This is a genomic window from Streptomyces sp. NPDC002324, from assembly GCF_053593335.1.
Genome location: NZ_JBSFCF010000023.1, coordinates 38,255 through 60,852 on the forward strand (window position 1 = coordinate 38,255; position 22,598 = coordinate 60,852).

At 72.0% G+C, this 22,598-nt stretch carries 24 protein-coding genes and 1 pseudogene; 14 read left to right on the forward strand and 11 right to left on the reverse strand.

Annotation, left to right across the window (positions count from 1 at the left end; genetic code table 11):
* Positions 1-5 precede the first annotated feature (5 nt).
* From ACWCRJ_RS27055 to ACWCRJ_RS27065, 3 genes are all read left to right on the forward strand, one after another.
* Positions 6-1,094: a glutamate--cysteine ligase 2 gene (locus tag ACWCRJ_RS27055; protein ID WP_450941739.1), complete on the forward strand. Its 1,089-nt coding sequence runs from the start codon at positions 6-8 to the stop codon at positions 1,092-1,094.
* A gap of 213 nt (positions 1,095-1,307) precedes the next feature.
* Positions 1,308-3,035 (forward strand): SpoIIE family protein phosphatase, encoded by a 1,728-nt coding sequence (locus tag ACWCRJ_RS27060; RefSeq protein ID WP_450941740.1) that lies wholly within the window; start codon positions 1,308-1,310, stop codon positions 3,033-3,035.
* Between the two features lie 164 nt (positions 3,036-3,199).
* On the forward strand, positions 3,200-3,634 hold the full coding sequence (locus ACWCRJ_RS27065; RefSeq protein WP_450941741.1) for an ATP-binding protein: 435 nt from the start codon (positions 3,200-3,202) through the stop codon (positions 3,632-3,634).
* A 75-nt stretch (positions 3,635-3,709) separates the two neighbouring features.
* Here the strand turns inward: ACWCRJ_RS27065 and ACWCRJ_RS27070 are convergent, their stop codons facing one another.
* The 3 genes from ACWCRJ_RS27070 to ACWCRJ_RS27080 are packed head-to-tail and all read right to left on the reverse strand — an operon-like array spanning position 3,710 to position 5,418.
* Positions 3,710-4,174: an ATP-binding protein gene (locus ACWCRJ_RS27070; RefSeq protein ID WP_450941742.1), complete on the reverse strand. Its 465-nt coding sequence runs from the start codon at positions 4,172-4,174 to the stop codon at positions 3,710-3,712.
* A gap of 42 nt (positions 4,175-4,216) precedes the next feature.
* On the reverse strand, positions 4,217-4,519 hold the full coding sequence (locus ACWCRJ_RS27075) for a DUF5133 domain-containing protein (protein WP_450941743.1): 303 nt from the start codon (positions 4,517-4,519) through the stop codon (positions 4,217-4,219).
* 59 nt (positions 4,520-4,578) lie between these two features.
* Complete coding sequence (locus ACWCRJ_RS27080) at positions 4,579-5,418, reverse strand: SigB/SigF/SigG family RNA polymerase sigma factor (protein WP_005474205.1); 840 nt, start codon at positions 5,416-5,418, stop codon at positions 4,579-4,581.
* Between the two features lie 385 nt (positions 5,419-5,803).
* Here ACWCRJ_RS27080 and ACWCRJ_RS27085 point away from each other — a divergent pair, with 385 nt between their 5' ends.
* Complete coding sequence (locus ACWCRJ_RS27085; protein WP_450941744.1) at positions 5,804-6,631, forward strand: RNA polymerase sigma factor SigF; 828 nt, start codon at positions 5,804-5,806, stop codon at positions 6,629-6,631.
* Between the two features lie 116 nt (positions 6,632-6,747).
* Positions 6,748-7,152, forward strand: a complete 405-nt coding sequence (locus tag ACWCRJ_RS27090; RefSeq protein WP_450941745.1) for an STAS domain-containing protein — start codon at positions 6,748-6,750, stop codon at positions 7,150-7,152.
* Positions 7,153-7,333: 181 nt separating this feature from the next.
* Here the strand turns inward: ACWCRJ_RS27090 and ACWCRJ_RS27095 are convergent, their stop codons facing one another.
* Positions 7,334-7,768, reverse strand: coding sequence for a MarR family winged helix-turn-helix transcriptional regulator (locus ACWCRJ_RS27095; RefSeq protein ID WP_450941746.1), 435 nt, complete (start codon positions 7,766-7,768; stop codon positions 7,334-7,336).
* A 105-nt stretch (positions 7,769-7,873) separates the two neighbouring features.
* Between ACWCRJ_RS27095 and ACWCRJ_RS27100 the strand changes: the two genes are divergently transcribed.
* From ACWCRJ_RS27100 to ACWCRJ_RS27125, 6 genes are read left to right on the forward strand one after another with little or no spacing between them, the layout of a single operon-like run.
* The gene (locus tag ACWCRJ_RS27100; RefSeq protein ID WP_450941747.1) at positions 7,874-9,061 is read left to right on the forward strand and encodes a PP2C family protein-serine/threonine phosphatase; all 1,188 of its coding nucleotides are present in this window, start codon (positions 7,874-7,876) and stop codon (positions 9,059-9,061) included.
* Positions 9,062-9,120: 59 nt separating this feature from the next.
* Complete coding sequence (locus ACWCRJ_RS27105) at positions 9,121-10,020, forward strand: STAS domain-containing protein (protein WP_450941748.1); 900 nt, start codon at positions 9,121-9,123, stop codon at positions 10,018-10,020.
* Positions 10,017-10,457 carry an STAS domain-containing protein gene (locus ACWCRJ_RS27110; protein ID WP_450941749.1) on the forward strand — a complete coding sequence of 147 codons (441 nt, stop codon included), beginning with the start codon at positions 10,017-10,019 and terminating at the stop codon, positions 10,455-10,457. The genes ACWCRJ_RS27105 and ACWCRJ_RS27110 overlap by 4 nt, the downstream gene beginning before the upstream one ends.
* Entirely contained in the window at positions 10,457-10,897 is a 441-nt protein-coding gene (locus tag ACWCRJ_RS27115) for an anti-sigma regulatory factor (RefSeq protein WP_450941827.1), read from the forward strand. The genes ACWCRJ_RS27110 and ACWCRJ_RS27115 overlap by 1 nt, the downstream gene beginning before the upstream one ends.
* Positions 10,897-11,967 (forward strand): SpoIIE family protein phosphatase, encoded by a 1,071-nt coding sequence (locus ACWCRJ_RS27120; protein ID WP_450941750.1) that lies wholly within the window; start codon positions 10,897-10,899, stop codon positions 11,965-11,967. Before ACWCRJ_RS27115 ends, ACWCRJ_RS27120 begins: the two co-directional genes overlap by 1 nt.
* Positions 11,964-13,709, forward strand: coding sequence for a PP2C family protein-serine/threonine phosphatase (locus ACWCRJ_RS27125; protein ID WP_450941751.1), 1,746 nt, complete (start codon positions 11,964-11,966; stop codon positions 13,707-13,709). The genes ACWCRJ_RS27120 and ACWCRJ_RS27125 overlap by 4 nt, the downstream gene beginning before the upstream one ends.
* On the opposite strand, the gene ACWCRJ_RS27130 is transcribed toward ACWCRJ_RS27125, so the two are convergent.
* The 5 genes from ACWCRJ_RS27130 to ACWCRJ_RS27150 form a co-directional block, all read right to left on the reverse strand.
* Complete coding sequence (locus ACWCRJ_RS27130) at positions 13,702-14,127, reverse strand: MarR family winged helix-turn-helix transcriptional regulator (protein WP_450941752.1); 426 nt, start codon at positions 14,125-14,127, stop codon at positions 13,702-13,704. The genes ACWCRJ_RS27125 and ACWCRJ_RS27130 overlap by 8 nt on opposite strands.
* Positions 14,128-14,217: 90 nt before the next feature.
* Entirely contained in the window at positions 14,218-15,027 is an 810-nt protein-coding gene (locus ACWCRJ_RS27135; RefSeq protein ID WP_450941753.1) for an SAM-dependent methyltransferase, read from the reverse strand.
* Positions 15,028-15,061: 34 nt separating this feature from the next.
* Positions 15,062-15,556, reverse strand: coding sequence for a hypothetical protein (locus tag ACWCRJ_RS27140; protein ID WP_450941754.1), 495 nt, complete (start codon positions 15,554-15,556; stop codon positions 15,062-15,064).
* 221 nt (positions 15,557-15,777) lie between these two features.
* Positions 15,778-16,029: a DUF397 domain-containing protein gene (locus ACWCRJ_RS27145; protein ID WP_046916678.1), complete on the reverse strand. Its 252-nt coding sequence runs from the start codon at positions 16,027-16,029 to the stop codon at positions 15,778-15,780.
* Positions 16,030-16,031: 2 nt separating this feature from the next.
* A complete protein-coding gene (locus ACWCRJ_RS27150) occupies positions 16,032-16,853 on the reverse strand; it encodes a helix-turn-helix domain-containing protein (protein ID WP_450941828.1) in 822 nt (273 codons plus the stop codon).
* A gap of 304 nt (positions 16,854-17,157) precedes the next feature.
* Here ACWCRJ_RS27150 and ACWCRJ_RS27155 point away from each other — a divergent pair, with 304 nt between their 5' ends.
* Positions 17,158-18,579, forward strand: a complete 1,422-nt coding sequence (locus tag ACWCRJ_RS27155) for a hypothetical protein (protein WP_450941755.1) — start codon at positions 17,158-17,160, stop codon at positions 18,577-18,579.
* Positions 18,580-18,591: 12 nt separating this feature from the next.
* On the opposite strand, the gene ACWCRJ_RS27160 is transcribed toward ACWCRJ_RS27155, so the two are convergent.
* A complete protein-coding gene (locus ACWCRJ_RS27160; RefSeq protein ID WP_450941756.1) occupies positions 18,592-19,503 on the reverse strand; it encodes an SDR family NAD(P)-dependent oxidoreductase in 912 nt (303 codons plus the stop codon).
* A gap of 403 nt (positions 19,504-19,906) precedes the next feature.
* Here ACWCRJ_RS27160 and ACWCRJ_RS27165 point away from each other — a divergent pair, with 403 nt between their 5' ends.
* Both ACWCRJ_RS27165 and ACWCRJ_RS27170 read left to right on the forward strand, forming a co-directional pair.
* Positions 19,907-20,407, forward strand: coding sequence for a DUF6624 domain-containing protein (locus ACWCRJ_RS27165; protein WP_450941829.1), 501 nt, complete (start codon positions 19,907-19,909; stop codon positions 20,405-20,407).
* A gap of 146 nt (positions 20,408-20,553) precedes the next feature.
* Positions 20,554-21,089: pseudogene (locus ACWCRJ_RS27170) on the forward strand (GNAT family N-acetyltransferase).
* Positions 21,090-21,144: 55 nt separating this feature from the next.
* Here the strand turns inward: ACWCRJ_RS27170 and mraY are convergent.
* Positions 21,145-22,212 carry a phospho-N-acetylmuramoyl-pentapeptide-transferase gene (mraY, locus tag ACWCRJ_RS27175; protein ID WP_450941757.1) on the reverse strand — a complete coding sequence of 356 codons (1,068 nt, stop codon included), beginning with the start codon at positions 22,210-22,212 and terminating at the stop codon, positions 21,145-21,147.
* Positions 22,213-22,598 lie beyond the last annotated feature (386 nt).

Here is a 22,598-nt window from a genome sequence, read left to right on the forward strand (position 1 = left end):
ATGACGTGCGTACCGTCGGAGTGGAAGAGGAACTCCTGCTGGTCGACCCCGAGACCGGCGAGCCGCGGGCACAGGCCGCGGCGGTGCTCGCGCGGGCCGCGCAGGAGGGCGCCGGCCAGGACGTGTTCGAGAAGGAGCTGCACGACGAGCAGCTGGAGTTCGCCACCCATCCGCAGTCGTCGATGGCCGATCTGGGGGCCGAGATCATCCGCTGCCGCAAGGACGCGGCGCGCCATGCGGAGGGGCTCGGCGGCGCGGTCGTGGCGCTGGCCTCGTCGCCGTTGCCGGTGAGCCCGACCATCACCATGAACAGCCGGTATCTGTGGATGGCGCGGGAGTTCGGCCTGCCCACCCAGGTGCAGCTCGTGTGCGGCTGCCATGTCCATGTGTCGGTCGAGTCCGACGAGGAGGGCGTCGCCGTCCTGGACCGTATGCGGCCGTGGCTGTCGGTCCTGACGGCGCTGAGCGCGAACTCCCCGTTCTGGCAGGGCCGCGACAGCCGGTACGCCAGCTACCGCACCCAGGTGTGGGACATGTGGCCGATGGCCGGGCCCGCCGACATCTTCGGTTCGGCGGAGCGGTACCACCGGTGCGTCGAGGATCTGATCTCCACGGAGATCGTGCGCGACCGGGGCATGATCTACTTCGACGCACGGCTGTCCCAGCGGTATCCGACCGTCGAGATCCGGGTCGCGGACGTCTGTCTGCACCCCGACACGGCGGTCCTGATCGCGACCCTCGCCCGGGGGCTCGTGGAGACCGCGGCCCGCGAGTGGCGGGCCGGTCTGGAACCTCTCCCGCACAGTGCCGGGCTGCTGCGGCTGGCCGCCTGGCGGGCCGCCCGTTCCGGTATGTCGGAGACCCTCCTGGACCCCGCGACGATGCGGCCCCGGCCCGCCGGCGAGGTGATCCACGCGTTGCTCGACCATGTCGAGGAGGCTCTCGTCGACCACGGTGACGCCGAGTCGGCCCGCGCGTCCGTCGCGGAGCTGATGGGGCGCGGCAACGGGGCCCGGGTGCAGCGCGAGGTGATGGAGCGCACGGGGAGTCTGCGCGAGGTCGTCTCGGCGTGCGTAAGGCACACTCAGGCCTGAGGCGGCGGGCCGTGGGCGACGGGGCTGGCGCCCGCTGTCGCCGGCGGCTGTCGCGGCGGTGCGCGGTCCGCGGGACGGGCTCTGACCTGCTGTCTCGGACCTTTTGCGCGTAGGGGGCCGGGTAGCGGGGTACTGCGTGAGGCACGTAGGGCGGACACGCCCGCCGAGGCGTACTACAGTCCCGTCCGCGACCGGAGCAGGAGGAGCCCGAACATGAGCGCGTGGAGTCCGGATCACGTCGACCGGCAGCCGCCCGGCCCGGCTGCGCGGTCCTCGGACGGGCTGCCCGATCTCTCGGACGCGGGCATGTATCTGGTGCACGACAACGGCTCCATCGTCTCGGTGAACGCCCGCGCCGAGGAACTGCTCGGCCGCACGGCCGACGAACTCGTCGGCCACGACGCCCACGACCTGCTGCACCGCGACCACCTCGGACAGACGATGGCCCGGTCGTCGTGCACGATGACGCGGGTGTTCGTCAGCGGCCGTACGGGCGGCGGGGACCGCGAGTGGTTCGAGCGCGGCGACGGCACGCTGCTACCCGTGACCTGGCTGGTGACCCCGTGCCGGCTCGACGACGGGGCGACCGGCGCCGCCGTCCTCTTCTACGAGTGCGCCACGGGGAACGAATCGCTCCGGTCCGTCCAGTCGACGACGCTGTCCCAGCTGGACCGGCTGGCGCTGCTCGCGGAGACGACGACCCGGCTGACCTCGACGCTGGACTCCGACGAGGCGATCGCGCGCCTGGTCCGGCTGGTCGTACCGCGGCTGGCGGACTGGGCCGTCGTGGACCTGATCACCGAGAGCGACGACGTCTGGCGGGACACGGTGGCGACCCACCACAACGGTGCCGTGGTGCGGCGCGAGGAGCTGGAGGGCCCGCTGCCGCCGGTGCACGAGGAGTCGTTCATGCCGCTGTCCCGGGCCCTGCGCGGGGCGGCGTCGGCCCTCGCCGGGCCGGAGACCTACCAGGGGCCGCCCGATTCCGGGATCACGGTCGCACAGCAGAAGCTGTTCCAGGTCACGGGTCTGCGCTCGGCGGCGATCGCGCCCATCCGTGGGCCGCGCGCGGTGCTCGGCGCTCTCACCCTGGGCCTCAGCGACCGGCCGGGTTCCTTCACCGACGCCGAGCTGTCCCTGCTGGAGGACATCGCGCGCCGGGCCGGGCTGGCGCTGGAGAACGCGCGCCTGTACCAGCGTCAGCGGCACATCGCGGAGACCATGCAGCGCCATCTGCTGCCCCAGATGCCGGAGGTGCCGGGCCTGAAGATGGCCGCCCGCTACGAGTCGGCGTCGGAGTCCTCCCAGGTCGGCGGCGACTGGTACGACGTGTTCTCGTTGTCCGACGGTGCCACGGCGGTGGCCATCGGCGACGTCGTCGGGCACAACATCGACGCCGCTGCGGGCATGGCGCAGGTCCGCAACATGCTCCGGGCCTACGCCTGGGCCCTGCACGAGCCGCCGAGCATCATCGTGGAGCGGCTGGACCAGGCCGTGGTGAACGTGGCCGAGGCGTCCATGGCGACCCTGATCTTCGGCCGCGTGGAGCGCAGCGACGAGGACTGGATCCTGCGGTGGACCAACGCCGGGCATCCGCCGCCGCTGCTGATCACGCACGACGGCCGGTCCCGGTTCCTGGACGAGGAACACGACCACCTGCTCGGCACGGGCCTGGTCCGGGCGCGCTCCGACACCCTCACGCGGCTGCCGCCGCTGTCCACGCTCGTGCTGTACACGGACGGTCTGATCGAGTCGCCGGGGCAGACGCTCGACCGGGGCATGGCCCGGCTGCGCCAGCATGCCGCGGCCCTCGCCCACCGGCCCCTGCACGTCTTCTGCGACCTGCTGCTGGACCGCGCCCGTCCCGTCGACAACGACGACGACGTGGCCCTGCTGGTCCTGCGCACACCGGACGGGGACGGTGAGACCGGTGACCGCTAGTGCGCCGACGCTCACCAGGAGCACCGGAGAGCCACTCTCTTCCCCAAGGCCCCACACATCCCTACGCTTTCGCACGCGTAGCCACTCGGCCCACGGGAAACACGAGCGTCGGAGGGGGAAGCGACATCGCGTCCGCCTCAAGAAGCCGAGCGGGGGAAGCCAAGTTGGCAACAGAGCCACGTAGGGACGACAAACTGCCTGCCGAGGAGATCTACGACGGACACGCCGCCTTCGACGGAGAGTTGGGCGACGTGACGGGCGCCCGTACGGCCGCCGAAGGGTTCCTGGGCGTTCTCTCACGCACCTCGCCGCCGGCGGCGGTCGAGCACTGGGACGACATCCTGCTGGTGGTCACGGAGCTGGCCGCCAACGCGGTGCAGTACGCTCCGGGGCGCTTCGAGCTGACGATGCGCCGCACCATCGACGGGGTCCATGTGACGCTCGGGGACACGAGCACGACGTCGCCGGCGCCGCGCCCCTTCAGTCCCAGCAAGGGCGGCGGCGGTATCGGCTGGTACCTGATCCACACACTGTGCGACGAGGTGAGCGTGGTGGTGCACGACCACGGCAAGGACGTGCACGTCTTCCTGCCCTGGTGAGGCGGCGCGGGAAAAACACGCGAAGAAGCCAGGAAGCCAGGGGGAGAGAACAGGGAAAAAGGCGGGGTGCCGCGATCAGGTCAGCGGCACCAGCACACTGATCGTCTTGCCGCCCGCCGCGGGGCACTCGACGCGGACCTCGCGGGACAGCCGGTTGATCAGTGGCCATCCGTAGCCGTTGCCCTCGTGGACACGCGGCAGCGCGCCGTGCCCGTGGAGGTCCACGGGCACGGCGGCGCTGTTGTCCCGCACGTTCAGCCACACGCCCTCAGGGGTGAGGCCGACGTCGAAACCGGCGATCCCGCCGCCGTGCCGGACCGCGTTCGTGACCAGTTCCGACACGACGAGCAGGAGATCGATCATGGCCGCCTCGGTCGGCGGCCCGGCCGAGGAACGCCACCGCTCCCCCACGAACGTCCGCACATGGCGGCGGGCCGCCCCGGCGGTGGTGATCGCGCCCGGCGGCCCTACCGGCCGGCCGGGCGGTTCCTCCGCGGCGGCTGTGCCGTGTTCGGTGAGGTGGTGGCGTTCCCTCGGCATCACGGGACGTGCGGGGTCGACGACTCGCAAGGGCCCGGCTGGTCACTGTTCATGCAACGCCGCGTACCCGCTCGCGCGCGAACCATGGCTGTCGGCTTCCGGGGAGAGGATCACCCGCTTCCCGCACAGCTCCGCGGTAGCGGTGGCCTGGGCGGCGGCGAGCTGCCCGCGTGCCGCTTCGAGGGCCTGGCGTATGTCGCGGGTGCCCGTGGACACGCACAGCGTGTAGGCCAGGTCCTGCGCGCGCCGCGTGGTCTGCGGATCGCTCTGCTCACCCTCGTGGGCCGCTAGTGACTCGTACTCCTCGACGAGCCTGCGCAGGGTCGCGGGGTGGGGCATCAGCATCTGTTTTCGCTCCTGGGTGATCCGATGACGGCAGGGGGACACGGGTGGGGCGGCGAGGGTCAGGAAGAAGGCGTGGTGCGGCCGAGGGCCTCCTCGCGGACGCGGGCGCAGCTGCGGCTGATGAGGCGGGAGACATGCATCTGGGAGATGCCCAGGCGGTCGGCGATACGGTTCTGCGTCATGTCCTCGAAGAAGCGCATGTAGAGGATGGCGCGCTCGCGCTCGGGCAGTCGGCGCAGCCCCTGCTTGACCGCCTCGCGGTCCACCACCACGTCGTACGCGGCGTCCGGTGCGCCGAGGGTGTCGGCGAGGTTGTAGCCGTCGTCGCCGGAGGACATCTCGGCGTCCAGCGACAGGGCGCTGAAGCTGTCGAGCGCCTCCATCCCCGCGTGGACCTCCTCCTCCGTGAGTCCCGCCAGGGCGGCGATGTCGGCGACCGAGGGCTCGGTGGCGCCGCCGGAGGTCTGGCTGAGTTCGCGGCGCGCCACACGTACCTTGTTGCGGAGGTCCTGGACCCGCCGGGGGACGCGCAGCGTCCACATCCGGTCGCGGAAGTGCCTCTTGATCTCGCCGGTGATGGTGGGCACGGCGTAGCTCTCGAACGCCCCCCGCTCGGGCTCGTAGCGGTCCACCGCCTTGACCAGGCCCATCGCGGCGACCTGGCGCAGGTCCTCCAGCGACTCGCCGCGGTTGCGGAAGCGGCTCGCGATGCGGTGGGCCATGGGCAGCCAGGCGCGGACGAGTTCGTCCCGGACGTGGTCGCGTTCCGGCCCCGGGTCCATGGCGGCGAGCCGTGCGAAGGCGGTGGCGGTGTCGGGGGCGTCGTCGTGCGTCCTCCTGTCGGGCGTGCCGGGACGTACGGGGGTGCCTGAACCGTTTGCGGACACATTGACCAGCATGGGAATTCGCTCCTGAACGACGCTTTCAGGGACTTCGCGGCGGGGAACGGTGAATGGGCGACCAGGCCCGTGCGCGGACGACCGCTCCCGCCGACCGACCTCCGATCCGGAGGCGTGGAACTCCGATTGCCCCGCGATTCCGTGGACAAACAACGGTTCGCGTATTCACGGTGACGGAACGGGTCGGCCGCGGCGTCGCCCGCTTCCGGAGCCGACGGCGACTTCCGGCCAGAGTGGGGAGCGACACGGTCCCTTTCGTGTCAGAGGGGGACTGAGTCGCGGCTTTGGGGGCAAGCGTGGGTTGGCAACGAGGCTTCGGGCGAGAGGGGTGGACAGCATGGCAGCCGTGACGGCACTTACTACGGCCACGGCAAGGGGGAGGGTCATGTCGGAGGAAGTGGACCTCCCGCTGATCGAGGACCCTTCACAGGTCAGGCCCAAGGACGCGCGGGCGATGTCGCGGCAGTTCTTCGACCGGCTGGCCGTGCTGGAGGAGGGCACGCACACGTATCAGTACGTGCGCAACACGCTCATCGAGATGAACCTGTCCCTCGTGCGGTACGCGGCCTCGCGCTTCCGGGGGCGCGAGGACTCCCTGGAGGACATCGTCCAGGTGGGGACGATCGGGCTGATCAAGGCCATCGACCGGTTCGAGCTGTCCCGGGAGGTGGAGTTCACCACGTTCGCCGTGCCGTACATCGTCGGCGAGATCAAGCGGTTCTTCCGGGACACGAGCTGGGCGGTGCATGTGCCGCGGCGACTGCAGGAGGCGCGGGTGGAGCTGGCCCGCGCGACGGACGAGCTGCAGTCCCGGCTGGGCCGGATGCCGACGACGCGTGAGCTGTCCGAGCTGATGTCGCTGTCGGAGGAGGAGGTCATCGAGGCGCGCAAGGCGTCCAACGGCTACAACACCTCCTCGCTCGACGCGGCCCTCACCTCCGACGGCGGCGAGGACGGTGACGCCGTACTGGGCGACCTCATCGGCGAGGAGGACCACTCGCTGCAACTCGTCGAGGACTTCCACTCGCTGGCGCCGCTGATCGCCCAGCTCGACGACCGTGAGCGGCGCATCCTGCACCTGCGGTTCGTGGAGGAGCGGACCCAGTCGCAGATCGCCGAGCAGCTGGGGGTGTCGCAGATGCATGTGTCCCGGCTGATCAGCCGGATCATCAAGCGGCTGCGCACGGGGCTCCTGGAACCCGGTGTCGCCTGATCGGGGCGGTGTGTCCGGACGATTCGCGGGTATGCGCACGGGCGCATCGCCGGGCGATGCGTCGAATCCGTGAATCGGGGCACCCGTCCCGATCGGTTAGTGCCTTGGAGGCTCCTGTGTCCGTTGCCCAGAACCCGCTGTCGATCAAGGTCGACCTTCCTCGGGACGACGCCGTGCTGCTCACGATCGAGGGGGAACTGGACATCGACACGGCGACCGAGCTGCAACATCATGTCGCGAACCAGCTGCGCCACGGCCGACGCCATTTCCTGCTCGAAGTGTCGGCCGTCCCCTTCATGGACTCGTCGGGCATGAACATCATCCTGCGGACGTACCAGGAGGTACGGCGGATCCCGGGCGGGGTCTATGTCATCGCCCCGACACCGGCCGTGCGGCGCATACTCGACCTGACCGGTGTCAGTCTCACCGTCGCCACGGTGGACAGCGTGGACGAGGCGCTGGCCGCCGTGGACTCCGGACAGGTCGCCACGCTCCCGGACGAACAACCGGCGGAGGAATAGCCGTTGACGACGCGTCGACGTACCGACGGGCCGAGCCGATCGGCCATTTCCGTCGGTGCGTCACGGCTTAGCCATGGCCAACAGTTGTCGTTTGACAACTATGGCCGGAAGGCAACAGAGTGAGCCGGGCCAAGAGTGTGGGAAGGGTTGGGATGAGGCTGTCGGACCAGGTCCGCGGTGGTCAGGCGCTCCGGACGGCGGCGTCGGCGTCGCCCTCGTGGATCTCCGCCGCCGCGGCGGCGCAGAACGCCTCCAGCCCCTCCAGCAGCGCGGTCCGCTTCACGGCGGGCATCTGTTCCAGCACCGACCGCAGGGCCTGTTCACGACGGGCGCGGAGGTCCACCAGGAAGGCCTGTCCGCGCCGGCTCAGCCGCAGACACAGCGCGCGCCTGCTCGCCGTACTGGCATGGCGCTCGACGAAGCCCACCGCTTCCAGCCGGTCGCAGAGCCGGCTGGTGGAGGGCGGGGTGGAGCCGAGGGCGTCGGCGAGCATCCGCAGGTTGATGCCGTCGTTGTGCTCCAGGATGAAGAGCACGCGGAGCTGGGAGGCGGACACCGGAGCCGTCGAGGCGCGCCCCCACAGGACCTCCAGCAGCTCGGCCGTCTCGGAGGTCACACGAGCCACCTCGTCCGGCCGCGGGTTGGAGGAGGAAGTCACAGGCCCACTCTTCCAGGCATCCCGAACACTGTCAGCTCTGGAAAGAATGGCGTATCCGACATCGTGAACAGATTCGTGGCAGCCGAACGGGCACTTCGCGCCGCTGCTCCGCACCACCTGCTGGACGCACTGCGCGACGTACTCGGCGAGGACGCCTGGTCCGCGCGGGAGGTCGAGCTGTACCTGGCCGACTACTCGCTCACCGCGTTGCGGCCGGTCTCCACACACCCCGACGCGCCGGAACCCCTGCCGATGCACGGCGGCCCGACCGGCCGGGCGTTCGGGTCGCAGGAGCCGTACCTGGAGAAGCGCGGCGACGGCCGGGTCCGGGCGCATCTGCCGGTCACCGTGCGCGGCGACCGGCTGGGCGTGCTGCGTCTGACGCTGTCTTCCGCCGCGCACGCCGAGGAGGGCCTGGCCGAACTGACCGAGCTGGCCGGGGTCCTGGCCCATGAGCTGGTCGTCGCGGAGCGCGACACCGACCTGTATGTCCGTGCGCGTCGCTCCAGCCGGCTGACCCTGGCGGCGGAGATGCAGTGGCAGCTGCTGCCGGGCCGTTCCTCCACCACCACCGAGTACGCGCTCGGCGGCCAGCTGGAACCCGCCTACGCGATCTTCGGCGACAACTTCGACTGGTCCGCCGACGCCGACCATCTGATGCTGTACGTCACCAACGGCATGGGCGAGGGCATCGAGGCCGCCCTGCTGACCAACCTGGGGATCAACGCCCTGCGCAACGCCCGGCGGGCCGGTGTCCCCATCGCCGACCAGGCGGCCCTGGCCGACCAGGCCCTCCACGCCCAGTACGGCGGGGCCCAGCATCTGTCGGTGCTGCTGCTGGACCTGGACCTGACCACCGGGCGGCTGAGCATCGTCGACGCGGGCTCCCCGCGGATGCTGCTGCTGCGCGAGGGGAACGTCTCCGCGATCGCCCTGGACGCCCAACTGCCGCTGGGCATGTTCGAGGAGACGGAGTACACCGCCCAGGAGCTGATCGTCGAGCCCGGAGACCGGCTCGTCTTCGTCAGCGACGGGGTGTACTCCGTCGCCGCCCCCGGCGGCGAGGAGTACGGCGAACGTGCGCTGGCCCGCGCGGTCAACGCCACGCGGCTGCTGCCCGCCGCCGATGTCCCCGGCGCGGTGCTCAGGGAACTCTCCGGTCACCGCGGCACGCCCGTGGCGGACGACGACGCGCTCGTGGTCTGCCTCGACTGGTTCGGTCGGGGGGAGTCCGACCGCACCCGCCCATGAGTTCGACCGACCGTCGTTTCCCGCGGAAGGGAGACGCGCCCGTATGTGAGGAGAGATCCGTGCCGGAACAGGACACGGCAGACCGGCAGTCGACCCCGGCACAGGAGGTGGCGGAGTTCCTGCGCAACCGCCAGGAACAGATCGCGCAGCGCTGGGCCGACGCGGCGCTGTTCCGCACCGTCTTCACCCACTCCCGGGACGAGGCGGTGGAGGCGGGCCGGGCCGTCGTGGACGCGCTCGCCGCCGTGGCCGCCGCGGAGAGCGTCGAGGACGCGGAGTCCGGCGGCTTCCACGTCGTGCGCGAACAGCTCGCGCGGACGGCCGCCTCCCGGGCGCGGGCGGGCTCCACCGTCACGCAGATCTCCGCCGAGGTGGACGCGCTGCGGCCGCCCGTGACCGAGCTGCTGGTCGCCGAGCTCGCCGCCGCGCCGGCCACCCATCTGCGGGAGTGCACCACGACGCTGACGGTCCTGATGGGCACCCTGCGTCTGGTGGTGCTGGAGACGGCGCTCAACGAGGGCGAGGAAGTCATCCACCGGCAGCGTCTGCAGCTGATGGAGGTCGCCACGCCGGTCATCAGCCTGTGGGAGGGCATCGTCGCCGTCCCCCTGATCGGCACCCTGGACAGCGCGCGCAGCCAGGTGGTGATGGAGCGGCTCCTCGACTCGATCGTCGAGCAGCACGCCCGGTTCGCCATCCTGGACATCACCGGGGTCCCGACCGTCGACTCCCTGGTGGCCCAGCACCTCATGAAGACCGTGGCCGCCGCGCGGCTGATGGGAGCCGAGTGCATCGTCTCCGGCATCCGGCCGCCGATCGCGCAGACCATCGTCCACCTGGGCATCGACCTCAGCTCGGTGCTCACCCGCACGAGCCTCGCGGACGCCCTGGCCTACGCGCTGCGCGAGCTGGGCACGGACATCGTGTCCCGCGACCCGGCCGGTTCGGGGCGCAGGTGAGCGGCGATCTCTTCGCCGCGTACGGCGGTCCGTCCTCCTACGGGACACCCGTGCCGGTGCTCAAGCTGGGCAACGTGCTCCTGGTGTCGCTGCAGGGCGATCTGCACGACGGCGCGGCGGAGCAGCTCCAGCAGGACATCAGCTCCACCGTGGCGCGCAGCGGCGCCACGGGCGTGGTCATCGACCTCTCCGGTGTGGAGATGGTGGACTCGTTCCTGGGCCGGGTGCTCGGCGACATCGCCGCCCAGACGAGTCTGCTCGCCGCCGGGACAGTGGTCGCGGGCATGCGTCCGGCCGTCGCGATCACCCTGGTGGAGCTGGGTCTCACCCTGCCGGGCCTGCGTACCGCGCTCAGCACCGAGGACGCGTTCCGGCTCCTCGGCGAACCGCATCCGACCTATCCCCGCCGAGGACACGCCCGCCAGGAGAGTCCGTGATGCAGACCGCCGGCGGCCTCTCCGCCTGCCTGCCGATCCGCTCGGATCTCGATCTGGTGTGGGTACGTCAGCATGTGCGGCAGGCGGCCGCCCAGCTCGGCTTCGGTCTGGTCGAGCAGACCAAACTCGTCACCGCGGCCAGCGAACTGGCCCGCAACACCCTGGTCCACGGGGGCGGGGGACAGATGGAGTGCGAGCCCGTGGACAAGGGCGGCGCACGCGGGCTGCGCCTGGTCTTCAGCGACGAGGGACCCGGCATCCCGGACCTCGACCAGGCCCTCATCGACGGCTACACCTCCGGCGAGGGCCTCGGTATGGGCCTCGGCGGCGCCCGGCGGCTGGTCCACGAGTTCGCCATCGACAGCCGCCCCGGCTCGGGTACCGCCGTCACGGTGACCTCCTGGATGGCGGGTGCGCCGCGCCCGCGCGAGGAGCGGTGATGCCGCGCGTCTGGGAGGTTCCGGTGCACGACTCCACCCGGGTGCGTGACGCCCGGGTGGCCGCCGAGGCCGCGGCGGCACGGGCCGGGCTGGACGCGGACCGTGCCGCCGGCTGCGCGCTGGTGGCCACCGAGCTGGCTACCAACCTGCTCAAGCACGCCGATGGCGGACTGATACTGCTGGACGTCGTCTCCCGCCCCGCGCCGGAGCGGGCGGACGGCGCGGCCCCCATGGTGCAGATCGTGGCGATCGACCACGGTCCGGGGGTACGCGACGTGGCGGGCGCGCTGCGCGACGGTTTCTCCACGACGTCCTCGCTCGGGGCGGGCCTCGGCACCTGCCGCCGGGTCGCCGACGACTTCGACCTGCACAGCACGGTCGGCCGGGGCACTGTCGCCCTGGCCCGGCTCGGAGCCCGGCCCCGCCGCCGGGCCGGCGCGGCCCCCTCCCCCGCCGCGGCCGTGCGCGCCGGAGGTGTCAACGTGCCCTTCGCCGGGGCCGAGTTCTCCGGCGACGCCTGGGCGTGGGGCCGGGAGGGCGATCTCGTCACACTGATGCTGGCCGACGGTCTGGGCCACGGCGTGGCGGCCGCCCGCGCCTCCTCGGCTGCCGTGGAGCAGCTGTACCGGGCGCCCGGACTGCCCCCCGCCCAGCTGCTGCGGCGGCTGGAGGGCGCGCTGCGCGACACCCGGGGCGCCGCCGTCGCCGTCGCCCAACTCGACGTCGCCGCGGGCAGGCTGCTGTTCTCCGGCATCGGCAACATCGGGGCGCGGCTGCGTACCGGCGCGAACTGGCAGCCGCTGCTGTCACGGCCCGGCATAGTCGGCGCCCACCGGGCCGCCCACCTCCCGCAGCACACGGCGGAATGGGGGGACGACTGTCTGCTCGTGCTGCACAGTGACGGTCTGCCCAGCCGCTGGAGTCCCGGACCCGCCGCCCACAGTCCCTCCCTCGACCCCGCTGTGATCGCCGCCGTGATCGTGCGCGACGCGAGCAGCCCCGCCCGGCCGGTACGCGACGACACCACCGTCGCCGTACTGAGCCCCTCCCCGCCGGACCACTTTCCATGACCCGTACCTGGCATGTCAGTTCCGTCATCGACGCCGCCCGGGCCCGTATCGCCACCGCGCGGCTGGCCACCGCGCACGGGGTCTCCGCGACCGACCGGGCGCGGCTGGTGTCGGTGCTCTCCGCGCAGCTGCGGCAGTGCCTCACCAAGGGGGGCGCGTGGCTGCTGACCGCGCGGGTCTCGACGGCGGGGCCCGGCGGCAGCCGGTTCCTGGTCGAGGTGACGTCGGCGAACCGGCGGCCGGGCGAGTTCCGGCAGCCGTGGCGGCTCACGGTCGCCTGTTCGCAGGAGGGGCGTCTGCCGGACAGCGGGCATGTGCCGGGTGATCCGGAGACGCTCGCGGAGGCCCTGTTCGGGGCCGACGAGGACGCCGCGCTGCTGCTGGAGAAACTCGACGAGCAGGAGGCGCTGGTCGCCTTCCACCGTGAGGAGCTCCACCAGACCAACCAGGGTGTCCTCGCCCTGCACGCCGAGCTGGACGCGGCCGGGATCGCGCAGCGCGAACTGTTCGCCGCCGAGCAGAAGGCCCGTGAGGAGGCCGAGAACGCGCGCGGCCGGCTCACCTTCCTCGCCGACGCCAGCGCCGCTCTGACCGCCTCCCTCAACCCGGACGCGATCGTGCGGCTGCTGCCCACCCTCCTGGTCCCCCGGTACGCGCACACCGCCGACGTATGGCTGTTCGACGGGGAGGGCGACCTGGCCCGGGGCGGCCCGCGACCGGCCGCCGCCGTCGTCGCGGCCCGCCGCGGGCGCCCCCAGTACGCCGCCGACCACCCCGGCGGACTGCCCGGCGTCGACGACCATCCGCCCTCGGCGCTCGACCCCGCCCGGCCCCTGCTGTGCGTGCCCCTGGTGACCCGGGGCGCGCCCCTCGGGGTGCTGACGCTGTCCCCGCCGGACGACCAGCGGTGGGACGCCCACGACGCCGTCATGCTGATCGAGCTGGCCCGGCGCGCCGGCGTGGCGCTGGAGAACGCCCGCCGCTTCGAGCACAACCGTGACATCGCCGAGACCCTGCAACGGGCCCTGCTCACCGAGCTGCCCACCACCCCGGGGCTGCGGCTCGCCGCCCGCTATCTGCCGGCCACCCGGGGCCTGAACATCGGCGGCGACTGGTACGACGCCTTCCGCCAGCCCGACGGCAGCCTGATCACCGTCATCGGCGACGTCACCGGGCACGGTCTGCGCGCCGCGGTGATGATGAGCCAGCTGCGCACCGCGCTGCGCGCCTACGCCGTCGACGGCAAGACCCCCGGACAGCTCCTGACCCGTCTCCATCTGTTCCTGCACCATCTGCAGCCCGACCTGTACGCCACCGCCGTCATCGCCCGGTTCCATCCGAGCGAGCCCACCCTCACCTGGGCCGCCGCGGGGCATCCGCCGCCGGTGCTGCGCTCGCCCGACGGGCGGGTGCGGATCCTGGACGCCAAACCCGGCGCGATGCTCGGCATCCCTCTCCACCAGGAGATCCCCGACCACACCGTGCCGCTGCCGCCCGGCTCGACCCTGGCCCTCTACACGGACGGGCTGGTGGAGCGCCGCGCCCAGGGCATCGACCCCGGCATCGAGCGGCTGGCGACCACCCTCGGAGGCCTCCCGTCGGCGACGCTCGACGACGATCTCGCGGAATCCGCCGACCGGCTGCTCCAGCCGCTGCTGGACGACGAGCACGAGGACGACGTGTGCCTGCTGCTCTGCCATGTGCACAGTGACGGCGGGCGAATCCCTGCACGGGTCAGCTGACGGGTCCTCCCAGAGCCCGCAGCGTCTGCTCGACCCGGGCGCGCTCGGCGGCCGGCATCGCCGCCAGGACGTCGGTCAGACGCGCCGACAGCCTCCCGGTGAGGTCGGTGAGGAACCCGTGTCCGCGCTCGGTGACCATCAGGTGCACCTCGCGCCGGTCGTCGAAACGGACGCCCCGGCGGAGCAGGCCGGCTGCTTCGAGCCGGTCGCAGAGCCGGCTGGCCGTGGGCAGGCCGATCGCGAGCTGCTCGGCCAGGGCGGTCAGGTTCAGCTCGGGCTGCCTGCGTATCGCGCGCAGTGCCAGTATCTGTCGCGGGGACAACCGGGGGGAGACGTCGCCGACGGCCGAGAACCACAGCGGCACCAGGTTCTCCACGGCGTCGAGGAGCCGGCGGTCGATGTCGTGGGGGCCCGTCATGCGGGGGGCCTACCCGAAGTGCCCGGGAGTACACGGGTGACCTCCCGCGCCTCCCGCGTCCCCGGCCCGTCCCGCGCCGGGCCGGTGCCGCTACGCCTTGTGGGCCACTCCCCCGTACACGTCCGTCGGCTCCGGGTTCGTACCCGGCTCCGGACGCCACAGCGGGCAGGACACGATGCCGGGCTCCAGCAGCTCCAGGCCCTCGTAGTACGCGTGCAGCTGCCGGGGGCTGCGCAGCACGTAGGGAACGGCGCCGGTGTCGTCGTAACCGTCCTGGGCGCGCTTGAGTTCGGCGTCCGTGTCCGTGCTGTCGTAGTGGACGAAGTAGCTCCCCGACGGGAGGGCGGCCTGGAGGCGGCGGACGATGTCCTGCGCCTGCTCGTAGTCCTGGATGTGGCCGAGGATGCCCATCAGCATCAGGGCGACCGGCTGGTCGAAGTCGAGGACCTTCCCGGCGGCTTCGAGGATGGTGTCCGGGTCGCGCAGGTCGGCGTCGACGTAATCGGTGACGCCTTCCGGGGTGCTGGTGAGCAGGGCCTGCGCGTGCCGCAGCACCAGGGGGTCGTTGTCGACGTAGACGATGCGGGACTCCGGGGCGACCTTCTGGGCGACCTGGTGGGTGTTGTCGTACGTCGGAAGGCCGGTGCCGATGTCCAGGAACTGACGGATGCCGCGCTCCCGGGCCACGAAGGTGACCGTGCGGATGAGGTACACGCGGGAGGCGCGGGCCATCGTCTCGATGTTGGGGGCGATCTCGCGGTAGGCGTCGCCCGCCTCGCGGTCGACCTCGTAGTTGTCCTTGCCGCCCATCCAGTAGTTCCAGATGCGGGCCGAGTGCGGCACCGTGGTGTCGATCTTCGACAGGGCTTCCTGGTCGGGAGTGGGGTGGCCGTCTGCCATGGGTACTCTCCTGCCTCACATCGCGTGGTCGTCGCTAACCTATCGTCAACTGTCCTGCGTTTGGCCAGAGTTGGGACGGACGAGCAACGGGGGCACGGATGGGGCCGGCCGGCTCGCCGACGTCGAGGGTGACCACGGGTACGTGCTGGGCGAGGGTGCGGAAGACCCGGGTGTAGGCGGTGGCCGCCTCCGTGGCCTCGGGCGTGGTCAGGTGGAGCATGGCCCCGTCGCGTTCGGCCACGACGTCGGCGAGGTCCAGGGCCTGTATCCAGGTCACCCGGGAGCGGCCCCGGCGCAGTGGTCCGTGCACGAGTTCCGCGATGAGGTGCCCGTCGACGGCCAGTCGGCCGGGTCCGTCGAGGAGTTCGCGGTAGGGCAGGGCCGGGTCCAGGTGGTGCAGGGCGGGCGGCATGCGCCGGACCTCGAAGCCGAGGTCCGCCAGTTCACCGACGAGACGGTCACGGCCGGGCCCTTCGCACCCCTCGACGATCAGGGTCCGGTACCGGGTGAGCACGGGCGGCGGGATCATCCCAGGCTCCTCGGGAGCGACCGGCCGGGCTCGGCCCGGAACACGAGGCGGCGCGACCATGCCGCTCCCTTCGGGTGGTGGGCGACGGGCGCCGGCCCGACGGTCCCGTTCACGGCCTGGAGGTGCACCCAGTCTGGTCACGGCCGACGGCCGAGGGGAGTACGCGCACGGGGTGTCCGGTTGTGCGCGCGTAGTGACCCGCTGGGCGGGTGGGCGGGCGGTCAGGCGATGAGGAAGTCCGCCTCGCCCGCCTTGGCACCGTTCAGGAACGCCACCATCTCCTCCCGGGAGTAGACGAGGGCGGGGCCGTCCGGGTCGGTGGACTGGCGGAAGGCCACGCGGCCGTCGGCCAGGCGCTTGGCCTCGACACAGGAACCGCCGTTCGTGCCGCTCCAGGGCTTGCGCCAGCCCTCGGCGCCGAGTTCGGGAGCGGGCATGCCGCTGTGGACGGGGCTGTCGGGTGTCCTTGCCATGTTCACAACTCCTTGCGTAGTGCCGCCAGGATGTCCCTGGTACGAGCGACCGGTTCCGCCTGCACGGACATCCGGTCCAGTACCTCCAGATAGGTCACGACGTCCGCGGGCTGGTCGACGTACTGGGCACCCGCGAGGCCCTCGGTGTAGACGATGTCGGGGAGTTCGGAGAATCCGAAGCGGAAGTAGTGGAAGGGGCCGTACGCCCCGGGGTGGGGTCCGGCCGCGAACCGCATGATCTGGATCCTGATCTTGGGCCGGTCCGTCGCCTCGGCGAGCCGGTCGATCTGGGCCCGCATCACCTCGGGGCCGCCCACCGGCCGGCGCAGCACGGTCTCGTCGAGGATGGCCCAGACGGCCGGCGCCTCGGGTTTGACCAGCAGGTCCTGACGCCTGAGGCGCAGGGCGACCCGGCGGTCGACGTCCTCGGGGGCCGCGTTCGGGAAGCCGACCCGCATCAGCGCGGCGGCGTAGTCGTGGGTCTGCAACAGACCGGGCACGTACTGGGGTTCGTAGAGACGGATGACGGCGGCTTCGCTCTCCAGGCTCACGTACGCGCTGAACCACTCGGGCAGCACGTCACGGAACTTGTGCCACCAGCCGGGCTGGTTGGCCTCGCGGGCGAGGGCGAGGAAGTCCTCGATCTCGCCTCCGGAGACCCCGTAGGTGCGCAGCAGCTCCTTCACGTAGGGGATGCGGAGACCGACCTCGGCCTTCTCCATACGGCGGACCGTCAGCGCGGTGACCTCGATGGCGCGGGCGGCGTCGTCGAAGGAGACACCCGCCTGCTCCCGCAGTTGGCGGAGCCGTTTACCGAGGACCATGCGCAGGACCGTGGGCGCCGCGGGAGCGCTCCCTCCGACGCGGGTCTCACTCACGTGCAACCTCCCGGGGCGGGATTCACAGCGTGCAGTGTGCCATGCGATCCGTTGACACCAACAGGTCTTCGCGGTTCATTCTGAAATTATCAGAACGCAGGTTGCGGGCTGAGTTCTTCGGCCACCATAGTGACCGAGTGACCTGCCGCACATCGCGGGCAGCGTCCCTCGAACTCCTCCGGCCCGCCCAGGAGTTGGCGCCAGGGCGGGCACGGTTCAAGCCGCGCGCCGACACGATGCGACAACCTGGATGGCCGCCGTGACGAACGGATTACAGGGATTACCGAGGAACCCGGCCAAGGGGGCCGGCGGGCCCAACAAGCCGCTGGCGGCAGCCCTGAAGGAGGCCGGCTGCTCGTACGCCTCCCTCGCCCTGCGGGTCAACGACCTGGGCCGCTGCCAGGGCGCGGACACCAACTACGACAAGGCCTCCGTCACCCGCTGGCTCCAGGGCCAGCAACCACGGGGCAACACACCGGAGTTGATCGCCGCGGTCCTCGGCGAACGGCTGGGCCGCGCGCTCACTCCGGCCGACCTCGGTTTCCCGCTCGACCGCGGACGACCGGTGACGGGGCGGGCGCTGATGTACGTCGAGAACGTGGCGGAGACCCTGCACACCCTGGCGGAGCTGGGCTCGACCGACATCTCCCGGCGCAGTCTGCTCGGTTCGGTGCCCTTCGTGCCGGGCGCGCTGACGAACCCGCAACGGGCCTGGCTGCTGTGGCTGGTGGAGAGCCGGGACGCCCCGAGACTCGCTCCGGTGGCGGGCGGCGGGCCGGTGGAACAGGTCCACGCGATGCTCCGCATGTTCGACGAGATGGACAACCACTACGGCGGCGGCGGTATCCGCACGAGCATCGTGCAGTACCTCACCACCGAGGTCGTCCCGCTGCTCCAGCAGCGCGGCATCCCCCCGCACCACCGGCGCGAACTGTTCGCCGCCGCCGCCCGGCTCGCGGCCATGGCGGGCTGGAGCTCCTACGACGCCGGGGAGTACGGCCTGGCCCAGCGGTACATGACGCAGGGCCTCAGGCTCTGCGCGGAGGGCCGCGACCACGTATTGGGCGGCCAGATCCTGGCCGGGCTGTCCCATCTGGCGACCAGCCTCGGCCGCCCCGACGAGGGTGTGGCGCTGGCCCGGGCCGGGGTGGCCACCGCCAGGGACTCGGGCAGCCCCCTCGGTCTGATGCGCCTGCACGCCATGTCCGCGCGCGGCCACGCGGCACTGGGCCGCCCCCGCGAGACGGCCGAGGCGTTGCGCGCCGCCGAGAAGCAGCTCGACGCGAGCCGGGGCGCCGCCCAGGAGTCGCCCTGGGTGCGGTTCCTCGACCACCACTACCTCCAGGCCGAGTCCGCCCTCTGCTTCCGCGATCTGGGTCTCGCCGCGCAGGCCGAGCACACGGCGGGCGAGTCGGTGCGCGCGCACGCCGACCGCCGCCGCCGCCAGGCCATCAGCCGGTCCGTCCTCGCGACGGCCCACCTCCAGCAGAACCGTCTGGACGAGGCGATCGCCACGGCCACCGTCGCGCTCGACGCGCTCAGCGGTGTGCACAGCGAACGGTCCATCCAGGCCCTGCGCGACTTCCGCGGCCGGCTGACGTCCCGCCGCGACGAGCCGCTCGTGCAGGACTTCGAACGCCGGTCGCGGGTGGTGCTGGGGGCGGCCGCCTGAGGGGGGCGCGGCTCAGTATCCGTCCGGCGAGGGCGCGTTCTGGGCCCGGTCCACGGGCAGGTGGGCGCCGGAGACACCTGTCGCCCAGTCGGAGAGCAGGAACACCACCGTGCGCGCCACCTCGTGCAGGGTGACGGGGGCACCGGTCGGCAGCTCCGCCGCGGCGAAGTTCTCGTACGCCGGTGGATCTTCGCGGCGCATACGGTCCCAGCGGCGGCCGGGGATCAGCATCGAACCCGGTGACACGGCGTTGACGCGGATACGGTCCGGACCCAGCTCGCGGGCCAGGGAGGCGGCCAGATGGATGAGGGCACTCTTCGCCGCCCCGTACTGCGCGGGTGGTCCCGGTTTCCAGCCCGAGATCGAGCCGACGAGCACGACCGAGCCGCCGCCGGCCGCACGCAGAAACGGCAGCGCGGCCCGGACGAGACGGGCGGCGTGTCCGACGTTCAGCTCCCAGGTGGCCGCCCAGTCGACACCGTCGGCCTGCTCGAAGGTGCCACCGCGCGAACCGCCGACGCAGGCGACGACGCCATCGAATCCGACGGCTCCGGCGGGTCCAACGGGTCCAGCGGGTCCGGCCGGTCCGTCGGGTCCGGCCAATTCCGCGGGCCCAGCGACGACGAAACGTTTCGCCGCAGTCGTGACGAAGTCCTCCAGCCGTCCGGGCTCGGTGACGTCGAGCCGGTCGGTGAACAGCCGGTCTCGCTGCGCCCCCGCCAAGGAGTCCGCCGGCGCCGCCAGCCCCGCCCGCTCGCGCGCACAGGTCGCCACCTTCGCGCCCTCGGCGAGCAGCAGGCGTACGACGCTCTCGCCCAGCCCCCGGGTGCCCCCGGTGACCAGCACCCTCTTGCCGCGCATGCCGGGCCGTCCGGCGGGGACGTCCCGCTCACGAAGGGGCGGGTTCTCGTCGACGTTCACCATGGTCGGGAACCTGTACAGCGCGCGCCACTACCCGTCCGCACCTGCACAACCCCTCCACCACCTGGCGTTATGTGGGACCGGTGCTGTTGTCTGCGACAACAGCACCGGCGGCCCGCCACGCCGGTCGACCCCGCCACCATGAGGACACGGAGGAACCCGATGACGGCAGTCAGGGTCGGCGCGCCCCGCCGACGGATCCCTGCCGCGACGGCGCACGGCCCCCGGAGAAGCGTCCACGAGGCCCCGTACGGCGGGGCAGCCCGCCCCCGGGACACGGTGAGGCTGCCGTGATCCCGCGCGAGGAGCGGTTCTCGCACGCCGTCCGGGAGCCGATGTGAGGGGCGCCCCGGCCAGAGAGAACACGACGGAACCCACGCCCGGCGCGGCACCACCGCGTCGCGGGGTGGTCGCGGCCGAACTGGTGCGCAGGGCCGAGGACGAGCGGCGACTGGCCCACGAGGCCCGGTCCGCGCCCACCGCGCAGGCCCGGGACCGTATCGCCGAGTGCCGGGCCGGCAACGGGGACGCCCTCCGCGCGATCGTCGCCCGCCACGGCTGGCCCACGGCCGAATCGGTCGGCGAAACCGCCTCCACGGCGGCCCTGATGCTCCTCCTGCACTCCCCCGACCTCGGCTTCCAGCTCACCTGCCGCGATCTGATCGCCGAGGCGGTCGCGGACGGCAGCTGTCCCGCCGTGCACCACGCCTACATCGCCGACCACTGTGCCGTGGCCCTGGGCCAGCCCCAGTTCTACGGCACCCGGATCGACCCCGGCACCCTCTTCCCGTATCCCGTCCGCCACGCCGAGACGGTCGACGAACGCCGCCACGACGTGGGCCTCGGCCCGCTGACCGACCATCTGCGAGCGGTGCGGTGCGGGCTGGGGGCCGGCGGAGGGCTGTAGACGGCGGATACGACGGCGGCGGGGCCTGCCGACGAGCGGGTGGCGACACCGCAGCCGTCCGGCGCCGAGGGAGCCGTGGCGGCAACCGCCTTGTCCGGCACGGTAATGCGATCGCCCGCGCTCCAAGACGCCGTCAGGTTGGCGCGATGTCCGAACTGCGAACCGACCGCCTGCTCCTGCGCACCTGGCGGGAGTCCGACCTGGCTCCCTGGGCGGCCCTGAACGCCGATCCCGAGGTGCGCGAACACTTTCCGGGTGTCCTCACGAGGGAACAGAGCGCCGCGTCCGTCGCCCGCTTCCAGAGCGACATCGACGGGCGGGGGTGGGGCTGGTGGGCGGTGGAGGTGCGCGCCACGGGCGAGTTCGTCGGCTTCGCCGGGTTGGACCCGGTGGACGAGGACATGCCGTTCTCAGGCGTGGAGGCGGGCTGGCGGCTGGCGCGTACGGCCTGGGGCCACGGTTACGCCACCGAGGCCGGGCGGGCCGTCGTGGACTTCGGCCTCACGCGCCTGCGTCTGCCGGAGGTCCTCGCGGTGACCACCGCCGGCAACCTCCGCTCCCAGGCGGTGATGCGGCGTCTCGGCATGACCCGGGACCGTCCGACGACTTCGATGACCCGAGCGTGCCGGAGGGGCCGTTGCGACGGGGCGTGGTGTTCCGGTCGGCGGCCGGCATCCCGTAGGACACGGGGCGGGTCCGGGCGGTGGCCGCCGCCCCGGACCCGTCGCTCGTTCCTCTCAGCCCGCGGCCCACGCCGCGTAGAACAGGCCGAGGCCGGCGATCACGCAGATGCCCTGGATGGTCCAGAAGCGGACCACGACCAGGACTTCGGACCAGCCCTTGAGTTCGAAGTGGTGCTGGAGCGGGGCCATGCGGAAGACCCGCTTGCCGGTCAGCTTGAACGAGCCGACCTGGATGACCACCGACAGGGTGATCAGGACGAACAGCCCGCCGAGGACGGCGAGGAGCAGTTCGGTGCGGGAGCAGATCGCGAGGCCGGCGAGGGCGCCGCCGAGGGCGAGGGACCCGGTGTCCCCCATGAATATCTTGGCCGGCGAGGTGTTCCACCACAGGAACCCGAAACAGGCCCCCATCAGCGCGGCCGCGACGACGGCGAGGTCGAGCGGATCGCGCACCTCGATGCAGGAGGCGGGGTCGGTGAGTTCCATGGCGTTGGCGCAGGAGTTCTGGAACTGCCACAGGCCGATGAAGGTGTAGCCGCCGAAGACCATCACCGACGCCCCGGTGGCGAGACCGTCCAGACCGTCGGTCAGGTTCACCCCGTTCGACATGGCCAGGATCATGAACAGGGCCCACACCACGAACAGCACCGGCCCGATGGTCCAGCCGAAGTCGGTGACGAACGACAGTTTCAGGGACGCCGGCGTCTGGCCCCGCTCGTCCGCGAACCTGATGGCGAGAAGGGCGAACACGATGCCCACGATCAGCTGACCGGCCATCTTCGCCCCGGCCCGCAGCCCCAGCGAACGCCGCTTCACGATCTTGATGTAGTCGTCGAGGAACCCGACCACACCCATGCCCGCCATCAGGAACAGCACCAGGAAACCGGGGTACGTCGGGCTCTCGCCGGTGATGATCTTGGTCGCGACGTAGGCGACGACCGTGGCCAGGATGAAGGCGATGCCGCCCATCGTGGGGGTGCCGCGCTTGCCGGCGTGGCCGCGCGGGCCGTCGTCGCGGATGTACTGCCCATAGCCCTTCCGCGCCAACAGCTTGATCAGCAGCGGGGTGCCGATCAGCGTCAGGAACAGGCCGATGGCCCCGGCAAACAGGATCTGGTTCATCGGACGGCGGTCTCCCCCTCGGTCGCGCTCTGGTACGCGACGGCCTCACCGGTGTCGCTGGTTCTCACAGGCCCCACCCTATGCAGACACCTGATCTTCGTACGGCGGCGGGTAGTTGACGACGAAACGGAGAGCGCCGGGCGGTCTCCACGGTCCCCGCGGCGGTGGTCGTTCCACTTCCCCGTGGGAGGCGGGCCGGCCGGGGCGGGTACCGCCGGGTCACTCGAAACGGTGCTCACGGCGTGACCGGCACGCAGGCGGCGCCCGGGGCGCTCCGGTGCCGGGCGGCCCGCCGTCCGGGCGCGGACCGACCGTTCGGCATGGCCCGCGTCGCCCCCTCCCCCACCGGGCCACCGCGCCCGCCCCCGCGCGGGGCTGAGACACTG